We start from the raw sequence: 14,256 nt of genomic DNA on the forward strand, positions 1-14,256 counted from the left end.
GCTCAGGCGCGCACGATGCCGGCCGCGCGGGCCGACGCCAGCCAGGACGGGAACTCCATGACCAGCCGGTCGAACAGCACCGGGTCCGGGACCTCGCGCGGGTCCGGGCCCGCGTGGAAGTAGCCCGCGTTGTCCACCACCCGCCGCTGCGGCACGGGCAGTTCGTCCAGCCGCCGCAGGAAGTCGAACTGGGTGCTGTGCGTCCGGCCGAAGCCGACGAACTGCCAGAACAGCGGGAGCCGGGCCGCCTTGCACAGGTACCGTTCCGCCGCGGTCTTGTCGATCGGCCCGCCGTCCGTCTGGAAGACGACCAGCGCCGGATCCGCCGCCCCCGAGTCCAGGTAGTGGTCGATCACGGCCTCCATGGCCGCGTCGTACGCCGTCTTGCCCATGTGGCCCAGGCGGGAGGCGATCTCGGCGATCCGCCCCTGGTGCCCGGCGAGCGGTATCTCCTCCACCGCGTCGACCCCGGTCGAGAAGAACACCGCCGGCACGCGGCCGTCGTCGTCGAGGTGGGCCGACAGGCCCAGTACCCGGTCGGCGAAGGCCTGCACGGTGCCGTCGCGGTAGTACGGGCGCATCGACCCCGAGTAGTCCAGGACCAGGTACACCGCTGCGCGCACGCCCTCCAGGCCGTGCTTGCGCAGCGAGATCCCGGCGCTCTTGTAGAGGCTCACGAGCGCCGGAGCGGTCGCTTCCATCGTGCGGAGGTCGATCGCGCTGCCCGTCATGGCCCGAGGGTACGTCAGCTACCGGCCTGCGGGGCCGCGATCCTCCAGGCCCGCGAGGTCGTCGAGCATCGCGGCCGCGAGGGCGCTCTCGGAGGCGTAGTAGCGCTCCGCCCACCTGAGGGTGAGCGCCGGGTAGGCCGAGGCCGGTTCGTCGGGCGCGTCCGCGGCGTCGGCCACCGCGGCCAGGCGCATCCCCTCCGCGAACTCCTGCTGCCTCAGCAGCAGTTCGCGCATCTGGTCGGGCTCCAGCAGGTGGCCCAGCCACAGCCGCAGCATCGGCCCGTGCTTGAGGACGGGCGGGTCGGCAGGGGTCTCGCGGGCCCATGCGCGAGCGGCCGCCATGCCCGCCTCGGTGATCCGGTACACCCGCTTGTCGCGGGTGCCGGTCTCCTGGGCGACCAGTCTCGACGAGGCGTAACCGGCCTTCTCCAGGCGCCCCAGCTCGCTGTAGATCTGGCTGAAGGAGGGGCTCCAGTAGAAGAAGCGCAGCGACCGGTCCGACCACTTCTTCAGGTCGTAGCCGGAGAGTTCCTTCCCGAAGGAGAGCAGCCCGAGCACCGCCCAGCCGGTCGCCGGGAGCGGGCGCCTGTTCGTCTCGTCTGCCACGCGGCGCAGTCTACGACCCGGTTTCCGGGCCCTCGCGCGCTTCCCTTCCTTCCTTTCCGTATGACTGATAGGGGTATTCCTATTAGGCGTATCGCGTACGGGGAGGAGTGGCGGATGGTCTCGCTGGACGGGAAGGTCGTCGTCATCACGGGCGCCGGGCGCGGGCAGGGTGCGGCCGAGGCCCGCCTGTGCGCGGAGGCCGGCGCGCGGGTGGTCGTCACGGACGTACGGGAGGAGGAGGGCCGGGCGGTCGCGTCCTCGCTGGGGGACCAGGGCCTGTACGTACGGCACGACGTGGCCGAAGAGGAGGGCTGGGCCGAGGTCGTGCGGGAGGCCGTACGGACCTTCGGCACGATATCCGCGCTGGTCAACAACGCGGCGCTGTGGCGCACGGCGCACGTGGAGCGGCAGCGGCGCGAGGAGTTCGAGGCGCTGCTGCGGGTGAACCTGCTGGGGCCCTTCCTCGGCATCCAGGCGGTGGCGCCGGTGCTGCGGGCGGCCGGTGGCGGGTCGGTCGTGAACGTCTCCTCCACGGCCGGGCTGGTCGGCATCCCCGGCCACGCGGCGTACGGGTCCACCAAGTTCGGGCTGCGCGGACTGACCCGGTCGGCGGCGCTGGACCTGGCGGGGGACCGGATCCGGGTCAACTCGGTGCATCCGGGGGCGATCGACACGCCGATGGTGGCGGAGTTCGCCGGCCGGGACTGGTCGCACGTACCGCTGGGGCGGATGGGGCGGCCGGAGGAGGTCGGGGAGCTGGTCCTGTTCCTCTGCTCGGACGCCTCCTCGTACGTGACGGGGACGGAGTTCGCGGTGGACGGGGGGATGACGGCGCGATGAGCGAGGACCTCGCGGGCCGCGGCACGGGGGGCGACCCGCTGTCGCCCGGGGCCCGGGCGCTGTGCGACGCGATGACGGCGGCGTTCCCGGGCCCGGGGGACGTGGCGGCCCTGCGGGCGGCCGCGGCCGGCGGCCGGTCGGCGGGACCGGAGGTGGCCTCGGTCCGGGACACCGAGGCCTGCGGGGTCCCGGTCCGGGTCTACGACCCGGCGCCGGGCTCGACGGGCCGGCCGCTGGCGGTGTTCTTCCACGGCGGCGGCTGGGTGATGTGCGGGCTCGCCACGCACGACGCGACGTGCCGCTCGCTGGCCGCCGGGTCGGGCGCGGTGGTGGTCTCCGCCGACTACCGCCTCGCCCCCGAACACCCCTGGCCGGCGGCGCCGGACGACGCGCTGAACGTACTGCTGTGGGCCCGGGCGCAGGCGCTCGCGCTGGGCTGCGATCCGGACCGGGTGGCGGTGGCGGGGGATTCCAGCGGGGGCAACCTGGCGGCGGTGACCGCCCTGCGGGCCCCGGAACTGGTGGCGGGCCAGCTGCTGGTGTACCCGCCGCTGGACGCGGCCATGGCGACGGAGTCCACCGCCGCGTACGCCGAGGGCCACTTCCACACCGCGGCCCACATGGCCTGGTACTGGGAGCAGTACGGCGGAGACCCGGCGCACCCGCACGTCTCGCCGCTGCGCGCCCCCGACCTCTCGGGGCTCCCGCGCACGCTGCTGGTGCTGGCGGACTGCGATCCGCTGCGGGACGAGGGCTTGGCGTACGCGCGCCGGCTGGGTGCGGCGGGGGTGGAGTGCGCGGTGCACCTGTACCCGGGGGTCTTCCACGGGTTCCTGGGCCTGCCGCTCCCGGCCGGCCGGGAGGCCCTCGCCGCCGCCGCGGCCTGGCTGCGCGCCACCTGTCAGGTCATGCCTTTCGGATCGCGGCGGCCAGTTCCCGTTCGGCGGCCGCCCGGAAGCCGTGGGGCGGGCGGCCGGTGAGGCGCCGGACGGTGTCGGTCGTACGGTCCTCCGCTCCTTCGGCGATGGCCCGGTCCATGCCGGCCAGCATCGCCGCGAACTCCGGCGGGATGGCCGCGGCGAGCGCGTCCCGTACGGCCTCGTACGTCAGGTGGTGGTGGACCACCGGGCGGCCGGTGACCTCCGTGAGGATCGCGGCGACGTCGTCGTGGCTGAGCGCCTCGGGCCCGGTGAGGACCAGGTCGGTGTTGGGTGCGCGGTCGTCGGTGAGGGCCCGTACGGCGACGGCGGCGATGTCCTCGGCGTCGACGAATCCGACCCGGCCCGTCCCGGCCGCGGTGCGCAGGGCGCCTTCGGCGCGGATGGAGTCGGCGTGGGCGTGCGTGCCGGTGAAGTTCTGCATGAACCAGGAGGGCCGCAGCACCGCCCACTCCTCGAACAGGCCGGGCAGGGCCTGGTGCACCACACCCACGGCCGGGCCGCCCGCGGGGATGGCGGAGGAGCTGAGGAGTACGGCGCGGCGCAGGCCGGCGGCGCGCGCCCGTTCCAGGAAGGGCAGCATGACGGCGGCCGGGTCCGGGTCTCCGACGGGCGGGACGAGGTAGACGCGGTCGGCTCCGGCGAGGGCTTCGTCGTGCGTGGCGGGGTCGTACCAGTCGAAGCGGACCGGCTCGGCGCCCGGGAGCGGGGCGGCCGAGCGGCCGGCGGCCCTGACGCGCCGGCCGGCGGCGATCAGCTGCGCGGCGGTACGGCTGCCGGTGGTGCCGGTGGCGCCGATGACGAGGGTGGTGCCGGGCGTGGCACCGGGCGTGGTGCCGGGCATCAGGCGGCGCTCCGGGTGTCGTCCGCCGCGAAGTCCAGCCCCGGTTCGCGGACGGCGAGGGGGTTCCAGTAGTCGCGGTAGGAGGCGAACCGCCCGTCCCGGACGGTCACGACGGCGATGTACGTCATGTCGAAGGGGCTCCCGGTCGCGACGACGCGTCCCACGCCGCGCATCTCGGCCACGATCGTCGCGGGGTCGGCGGTCTCGTGGATGCGCAGGTCGGGGAAGTCGTGCAGGTCGATGTGGTCGGGGTAGTCGCGCATGTACGCGGCGATGGCCGCCCGCCCCTCCAGGCGCCCGGGCCAGCCGGGGGGAGCGAAGGGGAACTCCATGGAGCCGTGCTCGGACCACAGGCCGACCCAGGAGGCGATGTCCTTGTCGAGGAGCAGGCGCAGGCCGTGGCGGTAGAGCTCCGCGGGGGAGGAGGGGGCGGGCACCGGTGGGGGCGAGGTGCTTTCGGGCATGGCGGCTCTCCGTTCACGGCTATTCGGACCGATGGTCCGTTTCTCTTGCCCGAAGATACGGACCGTCGGTCCGTATTGCAACAGGAGGGGGTGTCGGCGGCCGGAGTGCGGCGGGCATGATGTGCTCATGTCGATGTTGCTCCGCAACCTGCTCGTCCTGGCAGTGGAGTTCGGCGCCGCGCTGCTGCTGCGCGAGCCGGGCGCCCCGTGGATCCCGGTGCTGCTGGCCGTCTTCGTCGTCGGCTCGGGCGTCCTGCACGGCACCGACGCCGAGTTCACGCCCCGCTTCCTCGTCGCGCTGGTCGCGGTGGGCGTCGCCGAACTGGGCAGCCGGGCCTGGGCCTCGCCGGACGCCCTCTCCACGGCCGGCACGGGCGCCGCGATCCTGCTCGCCGTCCAGACGCTGATCCTGGTCCGCTACTCCCTGCGCCGCCCCCGCCCCCGCCGCCGCCCCGCCTGAGCGAAACCCGCTGGTCGGCCGGGTGTCGCCGCGTCTAAGGTCGGGCCCCATGTCCACGACGAACCCGACCCCGAGGCCGACCCCGACGTCGACCCCGAACGCGAACACCACCACGCTCTGGCGCCCGGCGGGCCCCGTGGAGCTCGACCTCGTCCGCGCCCTCGACTGGCGGGCCTGGCCGCCGCGGCTGCCGGAGCAGCCGATCTTCTACCCCGTCCTGAACGAGGACTACGCGATCCGCATCGCCCGCGACTGGAACGTGAAGCACGACGGCGCCGGCTTCGTGACGCGCTTCGAGGTCGACACCGCTTTCCTGGCCCGCTACCCGGTCCGGCAGGCGGGCGGGGAGACGATCCTGGAGCTGTGGGTGCCGGCGGAGGAGCTGGACGAGTTCAACGCGCACATCGTGGGCCGGATCGAGGTCGTGCGCGAGTACCGCTGAACCGGGCGCCCCCGGAGGGCCGCCGGGGCCTGGCCCCAGGGGCCGTGATCGAAAACAATGGCGCCATGACTTCCACGCCCGAGCCCCGCATCCGTGCCCGGTCCTTCGACGGCGCCGCCGCGCTGTACTCCGCGAACCGGCCCGGATATCCGGGGGAGTTGTTCGACGCCGTGGAGGAGCTCGCCGGGCGCGGGCTGCGCGGCGCCAGGGTGGCCGACGTGGGGGCCGGGACCGGGATCGCCACCGGGCTGCTGCGGGCCCGCGGGGCGGAGGTCGTCGCCGTCGAACCCGGCGACGGCATGGCAGCCGAATTCCGCCGGGCGAACCCGGGGATCCCGCTCGTGCGCGGGGACGGCGACCGGCTGCCCCTCGTCACCGCCGGGTTCGACTTCCTCACGTACGCCCAGGCCTGGCACTGGACCGACCCCGCCCGCTCGGTCCCCGAGGCCCGCCGCGTGCTGCGGCCCGGCGGGGCGCTCGCGCTCTGGTGGAACGACATGGACTCCGCCGTCCCCTGGATCGCCGAGCAGGACGAGCGGATCCGGGACCTGTTCGGCGCCGACGGGGTCGGCCACCGGACCCTGCCCCCCGGGCTCGGCCTCACCCTGCGCGAGATCCGCTGGTCGCGGCGGATCCCGCTCGGCGTCCACCTCGCCAACCACGCCAGCCACTCCGCCTTCCTGATGCTCGGCCCGGCCGGCACACGGGAGTTCCTCGACGCGGAACGGGCCCGGCTGAGCACCCTGTTCCCCGACGGGACGGTCGAGGAGCGCTACGTCGTCACCCTCGCCCTGGCCGTCATCTGAGCCGCTCCCCCGTCGCCCCCCACCGGCGTTCCCGCAGCACCGCCGCCCGGCACTGTGCCGGCGAGCCCCACGCTTCGCGCAGCGGCCGCGCCTTGCGCAGCCACAGGGAGAGGTCGAGTTCCTCCGTGTAGCCGACGGCCCCGTGGAGCTGCAGCGCCGTCATGGCCGACGCGTACGCCGCCCCGCCCGCCGCCAGCTTCGCCGCCGCGACCTCCCACGGCGCCAGGCCCAGCGCGGCCGCCCACACCAGCGGCCGCGCGAACTCCAGGGCCAGCAGCGTGTCCGCCAGCCGGTGCTTCACCGCCTGGAAGCTCCCGATCGGCGCGCCGAACTGCGTGCGCTGCTTCACGTACGCCACCGTGCTCGCCAGCAGGGCCTCGCCCACCCCCAGACACTGGGCCGCCGTCAGCAGCCGCGCCCAGCCCAGGGCGGTCTCCGCCGCCGCGAGGACCCGGGGGCCGGAGGCCAGCAGCTCCCCGCCCGGCGCGGGCCGGGACAGCCGGCGCGCCGGGTCCGTGGAGCCCAGCGGTTCGCCGGGGCCGCCCGCCAGCCGGAGCTCGCCCGCGGCCGAGACCGTGAAGCAGTACGCCGCCGCGTCCGCGTCCAGGGCGTACGGACCCCCGCCCGGCAAGGTCAGCGTGGCCAGGGCATCGCCCGCCGCCAGCCCCGGCAGGAAGCGTTTCGCCGGCCCCGCGTCCCCCTCCCCTTCCCTCCCTTCCTCTCCGGGCCGCGCCAGCTCCGACAGCAGCACGGACGCGGCCGCCGTCTCCACCACCGGTCCCGGCACCCCCGCACGCCCCAGCTCCACGAAGCCGAGCGCCAGCTCCGCCGGCAGCGGGCCAAGCCCTCCCAGGTCGCTGTACGCCTCGTCCGCCGCGAGCGCGAACAGGCCCGTCCCCGCGAGCCGCGACCACAGCGCCCTCCCCGGCCCGTGGTCCCCCGCGCCCCAGGCCCGTACGGCCGCAGGGACCTCCGAGGCGCCGAGCAGGCCGTGCAGCGTACGGGCGAACTCCGACTGCTCGCCGGTCGGCAGGAAGCGCATCAGCGGCGGCCCTTCGGGAGGCCGAGCAGCCGCTCGGCGATGATGTCGCGCTGGATCTCGTTCGTGCCCGCGTAGATCGGCCCGGCCAGCGAGAAGACCCAGGGCTCCGCCCACACGCCCTCCGCCAGCTCCGCGTCCGGGCCCAGCAGGTCCAGCGCCGTCTCGTGCAGGGCGATGTCGTACTCCGACCAGAACACCTTGTTCAGACTGGACTCGGCGCCGATCCGCTCTCCCGCCGCGAACCGCGATGCGGCCGCCCACGTGAACAGCTCGTACGCCCGCGCGCCGACCACCGCGTCCGCCACCCGGTCCCGCACCGCGGTGTCCGCCGGATCGCCCTCGGCCCGCCACAGCGCGCACAGCCGGTCCGCCGCCGCCAGGAACCGTCCCGGCGAGCGCAGCGTCAGCCCGCGCTCGTTGCCCGTCGTCGACATGGCGATCCGCCAGCCCTGCCCCGGCTCCCCGATCACGTCCGCGTCCGGTACGAAGACCTCGTCGAGGAAGAGCTCCGCGAAGGCGGGCTTCCCGTCGAGGCGGCCGACGGGCCGCACCGTCACCCCGGGCGCCCGCAGGTCGAACATCAGGTACGTCAGCCCCTGGTGCGCCTTCGGGGCCCCCGGATCCGTCCGGAAGATGCCGAAGGCCCGGTCCGCGAAGGCCGCCCGCGAGGACCAGGTCTTCTGCCCCGACAGCAGCCAGCCGCCCCCGGTGCGCACCGCCCGCGACTTCAGCGAGGCCAGGTCGGAGCCCGACTCCGGCTCCGACCAGGCCTGCGCCCAGATCACCTCGCCGCTCGCCATCGGCGGCAGCACCCGGGCCCGCTGCTCGGCGCTCCCGTGGTCGAAGAGGGTCGGCGCGAGGAGGCTGATGCCGTTCTGCGAGACCCGGCCGGGGGCGCCCGCCGCCCAGTACTCCTCCTCGAAGACCAGCCACCGCTCGATGTCCACGCCCCGGCCCCCGTACTCGGCGGGCCACGACACCGCCGACCAGCGGTCCGCGTGCAGCCGGGCCTCCCAGGCGCGGTGCGCGGCGAAGCCCTCGGCCGTCTCCAGGGAGGGGAGGGGGTGTTCGGGAACGTGTGCGGCGAGCCAGGCGCGGGCCTCGGCCCGGAACTCCGCCACCCCCGGTGCGTGGGTCAGGTCCATCAGCTGTCCGCCTCCGTCGTACGGGCCCGCTCGACACTTCCCTAACAAGTGTTTGGTAGGTTAACGTACGGCCATGAGCATGAACACCCCCAAGGCCCCCGACTACGTGCCGGGTCACGGGCTGCTCCAAGGCCGTACGGCCGTCATCACCGCCGCCGCCGGAGCCGGGATCGGCGGGGCCACCGCCCGCCGCTTCCTGGAGGAGGGCGCCCGCATCGTCATCGGCGACGCGCACGCCCGCCGCCTGAAGGAGACCGAACAGGCCCTCGCCGCCGAGTTCGGCGCCGGCCGCGTCACCTCCCTGCCCTGCGACGTCACCGACGAGGACCAGGTCGGGGCCCTGTTCGCGCTCGCCGAGCAGACCCACGGCGCCCTGGACCTCGTCGTCAACAACGCCGGCCTCGGCGGCACCGCCGCCCTCGTCGACATGACCGACGAACAGTGGGGCAAGGTCCTCGACGTCACCCTGAACGGAACCTTCCGCTGCACCCGCGCCGCCCTGCGCTCCTTCAAGGCCTCCGGCCGGGGCGGGGTCGTCGTCAACAACGCCTCCGTCGTCGGCTGGCGCGCCCAGACCGGCCAGGCCCACTACGCCGCCGCCAAGGCCGGGGTGATGGCGCTGACCCGCTGCGCCGCGCTGGAGGCGGCCGGGTTCGGCGTACGGGTCAACGCGGTCGCCCCGAGCCTGGCCATGCACCCGCACCTGGTGAAGGTGACCAGCGAGGAGCTGCTGACCGAGCTGACGGCCCGCGAGGCCTTCGGCCGGTACGCCGAGCCCTGGGAGGTCGCCAACGTCATCGTGTTCCTGGCCAGCGGCTACTCGTCGTACATGACGGGCGAGACCGTCTCGGTCAGCAGCCAGCATCCGTAGCCCCAGAATGGGCCCGTGCCAACGAACAAGCCGAAAGCCACACCGCCGGCCAAGAAGCCCCAGGTGAGCGCCTCGCCCGAACGCCGCCGCGAGCTCCTCGACACCGCCGCCGAGGTCTTCGCCGCGCAGGGCTACAACGCCACCACCGTCCGCAAGATCGCCGACGCCGCCGGCATGCTCGCCGGCAGCCTCTACTACCACTTCGATTCCAAGGAATCGATGCTCGACGAGATCCTCTCGGCCTTCCTCACCGAGCTCTGGCAGGGCTACGACACCGTCCTCGCCGCCGGCCTCGGCCCCCGGGAGACCATCGAGGCCCTCGTCACCGAGTCCTTCCGGGAGATCGACCGGCACCGCGCCGCCGTCGCGATCTACCAGAAGGAATCCCGGCACCTGTCCGCGCAGCCCCGCTTCCACTACCTCTCCGACTCGCAGCAGAAGTTCGAGAAGGCCTGGCTGGGGACGCTGGAGCGCGGGGTCGCCGCCAAGGTCTTCCGGGCCGACCTCGACATCCGCCTCACCTACCGCTTCGTCCGCGACACGGTGTGGGTGGCGGCGTCCTGGTACCGGCCGGGAGGACAGCACAGCCCCGAGGAGATCGCCCGCCAGTACCTGTCGATGGTGCTGGACGGGATCGCCGTACGCAGCTGACCCCCGAAGGAGCACCCGTCATGCCCGAGGCCTACATAGTCGACGCCGTACGCACCCCCGTGGGCCGGCGCGGAGGAGGCCTCTCGGGCGTCCACCCGGCCGACCTGGGCGCGCACGTCCTGAAGGCGCTGGTGGAACGGTCCGGGGTGGACCCGGCCGCCGTCGAGGACGTGGTCTTCGGCTGCCTGGACACCGTGGGCCCGCAGGCCGGGGACATCGCGCGGACGGCCTGGCTGGCGGCGGGGCTGCCCGAGGAGGTGCCGGGGGTCACGGTCGACCGCCAGTGCGGCTCCTCGCAGCAGGCCGTCCACTTCGCCGCGCAGGGCGTGCTCTCCGGGACCCAGGACCTGGTCGTCGCGGGCGGCACCCAGAACATGTCGATGATCCCGATCGCCTTCGCCTCGCGGCAGGCGGCGGAACCGCTCGGCCTCACGCAGGGCCCGTACGCGGGCAGCGAGGGCTGGCGGGCCCGGTACGGGGACGCGCCGGTCAACCAGTTCCACGGCGCACAGCTCATCGCGGGGAAGTGGGGGATCTCGCGCCGCGACATGGAGGAGTTCGCGCTCCGCTCGCACCAGAGGGCGATCCGGGCCCTCGACGAGGGCCGTTTCGCGCGCGAGACGGTGGCGTACGGGGACGTGCGCGCCGACGAGGGCCCGCGCCGGGACACCACCCTGGAGAAGATGGCGGGGCTGAAGCCCGTGGTCGAGGGCGGCACGATCACCGCGGCCGTCTCCTCGCAGGTCTCCGACGGGGCCGCGGCCATGCTGATCGCCTCCGAGCGGGCGGTGGCCGAGCACGGCCTGCGGCCGCGGGCCCGCATCCACCACCTGTCGGTACGGGGCGAGGACCCGATCCGGATGCTCTCGGCCCCGATCCCGGCGACGGCGTACGCGCTGAAGAAGACCGGCATGTCGCTGGACGACATCGACCTGGTGGAGATCAACGAGGCCTTCGCCCCCGTCGTCCTGGCCTGGCTGAAGGAAACCGGCGCCGACCCCGAACGGGTGAACGTCAACGGAGGGGCCATCGCGTTGGGCCATCCGCTGGGCGCCACGGGGGTGAAACTGATGACCACCCTGCTCCACGAACTGGAACGCACGGGCGGCCGTTTCGGCCTCCAGACCATGTGCGAGGGCGGCGGCCAGGCCAACGTCACGATCATCGAGAGGCTGTAGCCGCAAGGGATCCGGGGGTCCCGCCCCCGGATCCGCCCGGCCGACGCGCAGGCGGGGCTGGGTGCCGGCGCCGAGGTGTGCTAGCTTGGTGAGCGTTGCAGTTGTGGTACCCATGAACTTTATGTGCGCCTGACGGGAATGCTCCGCAGGCGCTTTTATTGTTTTGCCGGACTCTCCGGATGGGGCCCTTTGCCGCCTATTCAGGAGATTTAAAATGGCACTTGGCACCGTGAAGTGGTTCAACTCGGAAAAGGGCTTCGGCTTCATCGAGCAGGACGGTGGCGGCCCGGACGTCTTCGCCCACTACTCGAACATCGCCACCCAGGGCTTCCGTGAGCTCACCGAGGGTCAGCGCGTCTCGTTCGACGTGACCCAGGGCCAGAAGGGCCCCCAGGCGGAGAACATCCTCCCCGCCTAATTGCTTCAGCTTGCCGGGGTCCGCACCGCAAGGTGCGGGCCCCGGCTTGTCTGCTGTTTCGCACCTTTGCTTTACCTTGCCGGTTTCAGGAGGGCTTTCTCGCATGACCAGCTCCAGCTCCGCACGCCCCAGCCGCCGCCCCACCCGGGGTCGAGGTGCGGCTCAGGGACGTCCGAAGGCTGGCGCGGGACGGCAGAAGTCCGCCCCCGTCGCCAGGCCCCAAGAATTCACCATGCCCGAGCCGCTGACCCCGGCGCTGGCGCCGGTCGCCGCGTTCGAGGACATGGGCATGCCCGAGGCGCTGCTGAAGACCCTCGCCGCCCAGGGCGTCACCGAGCCGTTCCCGATCCAGGCCGCGACGCTGCCGAACTCGCTCGCCGGCCGTGACCTGCTCGGCCGCGGCCGCACCGGCTCCGGCAAGACGCTGGCCTTCGGCCTGGCGCTGCTGGCCCGCACCGCCGGCCGCCGCGCGCAGCCGAAGCAGCCGCTGGCGCTGGTCCTCGTACCGACCCGCGAGCTCGCGCAGCAGGTCACCGACGCCCTGGCGCCCTACGCCACGGCCGTCAACCTGCGCACCACGACCGTCGTCGGCGGCATGTCGATCAACCGGCAGTCCGGCGCCCTGCGCCGCGGCGCCGAGGTGCTCGTCGCCACCCCCGGCCGTCTGAAGGACCTCATCGACCGCGGTGACGCCGACCTCTCCCAGGTCGCCATCACGGTTCTCGACGAGGCCGACCAGATGACCGACATGGGCTTCATGCCGCAGGTCACCGCCCTGCTCAAGCAGGTCCAGCCCGAGGGCCAGACCATGCTGTTCTCGGCGACCCTCGACAAGAACATCGACAAGCTCGTCAAGATGTTCCTGCACGACCCGGTCGCCTTCTCCGTCGACCCGTCCGCCGGCGCGGTCAGCACGATGGAGCACCACGTCCTGTACGTCATGGACGAGACCGACAAGAAGGCCGTGGCCACGCGCATAGCCGCTCGCGACGGCCGGGTGATCATGTTCGTGGACACCAAGCGCGGTGTCGACCGCCTGGTCAAGAAGCTCCTCGCGGACGGCGTCCGCGCCTCCGGCCTGCACGGCGGCCGCTCGCAGCCGCAGCGCAACCGGACCCTGGACTGGTTCAAGACCGGTGAGGTCACCGCGCTGATCGCCACCAACGTGGCCGCGCGCGGCATCCACATCGACGACCTCGACCTGGTCGTCAACATCGACCCGCCGACCGACCACAAGGACTACCTGCACCGCGGCGGCCGTACCGCGCGCGCCGGCGAGTCCGGCAGCGTGGTCACCCTCGTGCTGCCCGACCAGAAGCGGGACATGTCCCGCCTGATGTCGGACGCCGGGATCTCCCCGCGCACCGCGCAGATCAAGTCCTCCGACGAGGAGCTGTCCCGCCTCACCGGCGCCAAGGAGCCCTCGGGCATCCCCGTGGTGCTGGAAGTGCCGCAGCAGCCGGCCCCGGCCAAGGCTCGCGGCGGCTCGGGCTCCGGCTCCGGCTCCTCGCGCCGCCGTTCGAGCGGCCCGCGCACCGGCTCCGCCACGGGCGGCGCCCCGGCGGCCGGCGGCCGCGGCCGCCGCTCCGGCGGCGCGGGCTCCGGCCAGGCCCCGGCGGCCTCCGGCTCGGGCCAGTCCCGGCGCGGCCAGGGCGGCTCCGGCGGCTCGGGCAACGGCGGCCAGGCCCGGCGCGGCGCAGGCACCGCCTCCGCCGGCGGCGCGGCCGCGGCCTCGTCGCGCAGCCGGGTGGGCTCCGCGGGCCAGGGGCGCCGCCGGGCGGTCTGATCCCCGTACACGCGATGACGCCGGGCAGCACCTGTGGGTGCTGCCCGGCGTCGTGCTGTCGCCCGCGGGGCGGGACGGTTCAGCGGACCAGCTTGTCCTGGAGCTTCGCGAGGGTCCACAGGTCCAGGCCCAGGCCGTCCGTGAGGTAGCCGTGGAAGCCGCCGTAGTCCGCGTCCATCTGCGCGGTCGCCGCGTCCAGGTAGTCCTGGCGGACCTCCTGCAGCGGGATCAGCAGGTCCGGGTTCTGCATCCGCCCGGACTGCTTCAGGCCCGCCCGCACCTGGGCGTCGTACGCGGCGCGGAAGGTGTTCGACGCGAGGTAGTCGCTCGTGGCGGTGGGCTCGGGGACGGCCAGGGCGCGCAGCAGGACGTAACTCATCCAGCCGGTACGGTCCTTGCCCGAGGTGCAGTGGTACAGCAGCGGGCCCTGCTTGCCGTCCGCGATCTCCCGCAGCGTCGTCGCGAACTGCGCCCGGTTCTCGGGGCTGCTCACGAAGGTGCGGTAGATGTCGCGCATGTAGGCCTCGGCGCGGCCGCCTCCGAGCATCCGCTCCTGCGTGGCGGGGTCGCCGCTGGATATCGCGCCGAGGAGGGTTCCGTACAGGCCGAGGTCGCTGACGGGGCGTGAGGTGGCGGTGAGTCCGGCGGGCAGCCGGTCGGCGCCGTCGTACTGGAGCTCCATGGGGATGCGGAAGTCGACGGCCTTCGTGAGGCCGAGACCGGAGAGGGCGGTGATGTCCGCCGGGGTCAGCTTGCCGAGCGCATCGGAGCGGTAGACCAGTCCCTGGCGGACCCGGCCGCCGGTCCAGGTGCGGTAGCCGCCCAGGTCGCGGACGTTGACCGCGCCCTGGAGGGGGATCTGGCGAATCGTTTCCGCCTGCTGGTGGTACCGGCCGGCGGTGGTGCTGTGCGCCGCCGGCGCGGCGTGTGCGGCGGCGGGCAGGGTCCCGATGGCGAGGGCGGACGCGAGCACCGCGATCGCCAGGCGGATTCGGGCACGGCTCATCTGGCGGCTCCTGGAGCGGGGAAGGAGG

At 73.8% G+C, this 14,256-nt stretch carries 17 protein-coding genes; 10 read left to right on the forward strand and 7 right to left on the reverse strand.

What is annotated here, in order from left to right:
• Positions 1 to 2: 2 nt before the first annotated feature.
• Positions 3 to 731 (reverse strand): VWA domain-containing protein, encoded by a 729-nt coding sequence (locus tag ACFYXV_RS27115; protein WP_383345623.1) that lies wholly within the window; start codon positions 729 to 731, stop codon positions 3 to 5.
• A gap of 18 nt (positions 732 to 749) precedes the next feature.
• Positions 750 to 1,346, reverse strand: coding sequence for a PadR family transcriptional regulator (locus ACFYXV_RS27120; protein ID WP_389384332.1), 597 nt, complete (start codon positions 1,344 to 1,346; stop codon positions 750 to 752).
• Positions 1,347 to 1,451: 105 nt separating this feature from the next.
• Between ACFYXV_RS27120 and ACFYXV_RS27125 the strand changes: the two genes are divergently transcribed.
• Both ACFYXV_RS27125 and ACFYXV_RS27130 read left to right on the forward strand, forming a co-directional pair.
• Positions 1,452 to 2,177, forward strand: a complete 726-nt coding sequence (locus tag ACFYXV_RS27125) for an SDR family NAD(P)-dependent oxidoreductase (protein WP_389384255.1) — start codon at positions 1,452 to 1,454, stop codon at positions 2,175 to 2,177.
• Positions 2,174 to 3,157 (forward strand): alpha/beta hydrolase, encoded by a 984-nt coding sequence (locus ACFYXV_RS27130; RefSeq protein ID WP_389384256.1) that lies wholly within the window; start codon positions 2,174 to 2,176, stop codon positions 3,155 to 3,157. Before ACFYXV_RS27125 ends, ACFYXV_RS27130 begins: the two co-directional genes overlap by 4 nt.
• On the opposite strand, the gene ACFYXV_RS27135 is transcribed toward ACFYXV_RS27130, so the two are convergent.
• Both ACFYXV_RS27135 and ACFYXV_RS27140 read right to left on the reverse strand, forming a co-directional pair.
• Positions 3,084 to 3,959, reverse strand: coding sequence for an NAD(P)H-binding protein (locus ACFYXV_RS27135; protein WP_389384257.1), 876 nt, complete (start codon positions 3,957 to 3,959; stop codon positions 3,084 to 3,086). The genes ACFYXV_RS27130 and ACFYXV_RS27135 overlap by 74 nt on opposite strands.
• Entirely contained in the window at positions 3,959 to 4,396 is a 438-nt protein-coding gene (locus ACFYXV_RS27140; protein WP_385476593.1) for a nuclear transport factor 2 family protein, read from the reverse strand. The genes ACFYXV_RS27135 and ACFYXV_RS27140 overlap by 1 nt, the downstream gene beginning before the upstream one ends.
• A 154-nt stretch (positions 4,397 to 4,550) precedes the next feature.
• Here ACFYXV_RS27140 and ACFYXV_RS27145 point away from each other — a divergent pair, with 154 nt between their 5' ends.
• The 3 genes from ACFYXV_RS27145 to ACFYXV_RS27155 all read left to right on the forward strand — a co-directional run bounded on the left by ACFYXV_RS27145 (position 4,551) and on the right by ACFYXV_RS27155 (position 6,131).
• The gene (locus ACFYXV_RS27145) at positions 4,551 to 4,883 is read left to right on the forward strand and encodes a hypothetical protein (RefSeq protein WP_389384258.1); all 333 of its coding nucleotides are present in this window, start codon (positions 4,551 to 4,553) and stop codon (positions 4,881 to 4,883) included.
• A 49-nt stretch (positions 4,884 to 4,932) separates the two neighbouring features.
• Positions 4,933 to 5,325, forward strand: coding sequence for a hypothetical protein (locus ACFYXV_RS27150; protein ID WP_389384259.1), 393 nt, complete (start codon positions 4,933 to 4,935; stop codon positions 5,323 to 5,325).
• Positions 5,326 to 5,390: 65 nt separating this feature from the next.
• Positions 5,391 to 6,131: a class I SAM-dependent methyltransferase gene (locus ACFYXV_RS27155; protein ID WP_389384260.1), complete on the forward strand. Its 741-nt coding sequence runs from the start codon at positions 5,391 to 5,393 to the stop codon at positions 6,129 to 6,131.
• Here the strand turns inward: ACFYXV_RS27155 and ACFYXV_RS27160 are convergent.
• The gene (locus ACFYXV_RS27160; protein WP_389384261.1) at positions 6,124 to 7,173 is read right to left on the reverse strand and encodes an acyl-CoA dehydrogenase family protein; all 1,050 of its coding nucleotides are present in this window, start codon (positions 7,171 to 7,173) and stop codon (positions 6,124 to 6,126) included. The two genes, ACFYXV_RS27155 and ACFYXV_RS27160, sit on opposite strands and share 8 nt — an antisense overlap.
• The gene (locus ACFYXV_RS27165) at positions 7,173 to 8,318 is read right to left on the reverse strand and encodes an acyl-CoA dehydrogenase family protein (RefSeq protein ID WP_389384262.1); all 1,146 of its coding nucleotides are present in this window, start codon (positions 8,316 to 8,318) and stop codon (positions 7,173 to 7,175) included. Before ACFYXV_RS27165 ends, ACFYXV_RS27160 begins: the two co-directional genes overlap by 1 nt.
• Positions 8,319 to 8,397: 79 nt before the next feature.
• Here ACFYXV_RS27165 and ACFYXV_RS27170 point away from each other — a divergent pair, with 79 nt between their 5' ends.
• The 5 genes from ACFYXV_RS27170 (at position 8,398) to ACFYXV_RS27190 (ending at position 13,222) form a co-directional block, all read left to right on the forward strand.
• Positions 8,398 to 9,189 carry an SDR family oxidoreductase gene (locus tag ACFYXV_RS27170; RefSeq protein WP_383345831.1) on the forward strand — a complete coding sequence of 264 codons (792 nt, stop codon included), beginning with the start codon at positions 8,398 to 8,400 and terminating at the stop codon, positions 9,187 to 9,189.
• Between the two features lie 15 nt (positions 9,190 to 9,204).
• Positions 9,205 to 9,840: a TetR/AcrR family transcriptional regulator gene (locus ACFYXV_RS27175; RefSeq protein WP_327131659.1), complete on the forward strand. Its 636-nt coding sequence runs from the start codon at positions 9,205 to 9,207 to the stop codon at positions 9,838 to 9,840.
• Between the two features lie 20 nt (positions 9,841 to 9,860).
• Positions 9,861 to 11,018, forward strand: coding sequence for an acetyl-CoA C-acetyltransferase (locus ACFYXV_RS27180; protein ID WP_389384263.1), 1,158 nt, complete (start codon positions 9,861 to 9,863; stop codon positions 11,016 to 11,018).
• Positions 11,019 to 11,232: 214 nt separating this feature from the next.
• Positions 11,233 to 11,436, forward strand: coding sequence for a cold-shock protein (locus ACFYXV_RS27185; protein ID WP_008743912.1), 204 nt, complete (start codon positions 11,233 to 11,235; stop codon positions 11,434 to 11,436).
• Positions 11,437 to 11,539: 103 nt separating this feature from the next.
• Entirely contained in the window at positions 11,540 to 13,222 is a 1,683-nt protein-coding gene (locus tag ACFYXV_RS27190; protein WP_389384264.1) for a DEAD/DEAH box helicase, read from the forward strand.
• Between the two features lie 79 nt (positions 13,223 to 13,301).
• Here the strand turns inward: ACFYXV_RS27190 and ACFYXV_RS27195 are convergent, their stop codons facing one another.
• Positions 13,302 to 14,228, reverse strand: coding sequence for a tyrosine-protein phosphatase (locus tag ACFYXV_RS27195; RefSeq protein ID WP_389384265.1), 927 nt, complete (start codon positions 14,226 to 14,228; stop codon positions 13,302 to 13,304).
• Positions 14,229 to 14,256 lie beyond the last annotated feature (28 nt).

The sequence above is a fragment of the Streptomyces sp. NPDC002181 genome, from assembly GCF_042890485.1.
GTDB lineage: Bacteria > Actinomycetota > Actinomycetes > Streptomycetales > Streptomycetaceae > Streptomyces.

Bases quoted from the DNA above. Each gene is read 5' to 3' on its own strand.
- ACFYXV_RS27195 (WP_389384265.1), bottom strand. From the start codon at position 14,228: ATGAGCCGTGCCCGAATCCGCCTGGCGATCGCGGTGCTCGCGTCCGCC.
- ACFYXV_RS27130 (WP_389384256.1), top strand. From the start codon at position 2,174: ATGAGCGAGGACCTCGCGGGCCGCGGCACGGGGGGCGACCCGCTGTCG.
- ACFYXV_RS27150 (WP_389384259.1), top strand. From the start codon at position 4,933: ATGTCCACGACGAACCCGACCCCGAGGCCGACCCCGACGTCGACCCCG.
- ACFYXV_RS27135 (WP_389384257.1), bottom strand. From the start codon at position 3,959: ATGCCCGGCACCACGCCCGGTGCCACGCCCGGCACCACCCTCGTCATC.
- ACFYXV_RS27185 (WP_008743912.1), top strand. From the start codon at position 11,233: ATGGCACTTGGCACCGTGAAGTGGTTCAACTCGGAAAAGGGCTTCGGC.
- ACFYXV_RS27125 (WP_389384255.1), top strand. From the start codon at position 1,452: ATGGTCTCGCTGGACGGGAAGGTCGTCGTCATCACGGGCGCCGGGCGC.
- ACFYXV_RS27165 (WP_389384262.1), bottom strand. From the start codon at position 8,318: ATGGACCTGACCCACGCACCGGGGGTGGCGGAGTTCCGGGCCGAGGCC.
- ACFYXV_RS27160 (WP_389384261.1), bottom strand. From the start codon at position 7,173: ATGCGCTTCCTGCCGACCGGCGAGCAGTCGGAGTTCGCCCGTACGCTG.
- ACFYXV_RS27190 (WP_389384264.1), top strand. From the start codon at position 11,540: ATGACCAGCTCCAGCTCCGCACGCCCCAGCCGCCGCCCCACCCGGGGT.
- ACFYXV_RS27170 (WP_383345831.1), top strand. From the start codon at position 8,398: ATGAACACCCCCAAGGCCCCCGACTACGTGCCGGGTCACGGGCTGCTC.
- ACFYXV_RS27155 (WP_389384260.1), top strand. From the start codon at position 5,391: ATGACTTCCACGCCCGAGCCCCGCATCCGTGCCCGGTCCTTCGACGGC.
- ACFYXV_RS27145 (WP_389384258.1), top strand. From the start codon at position 4,551: ATGTCGATGTTGCTCCGCAACCTGCTCGTCCTGGCAGTGGAGTTCGGC.
- ACFYXV_RS27115 (WP_383345623.1), bottom strand. From the start codon at position 731: ATGACGGGCAGCGCGATCGACCTCCGCACGATGGAAGCGACCGCTCCG.
- ACFYXV_RS27180 (WP_389384263.1), top strand. From the start codon at position 9,861: ATGCCCGAGGCCTACATAGTCGACGCCGTACGCACCCCCGTGGGCCGG.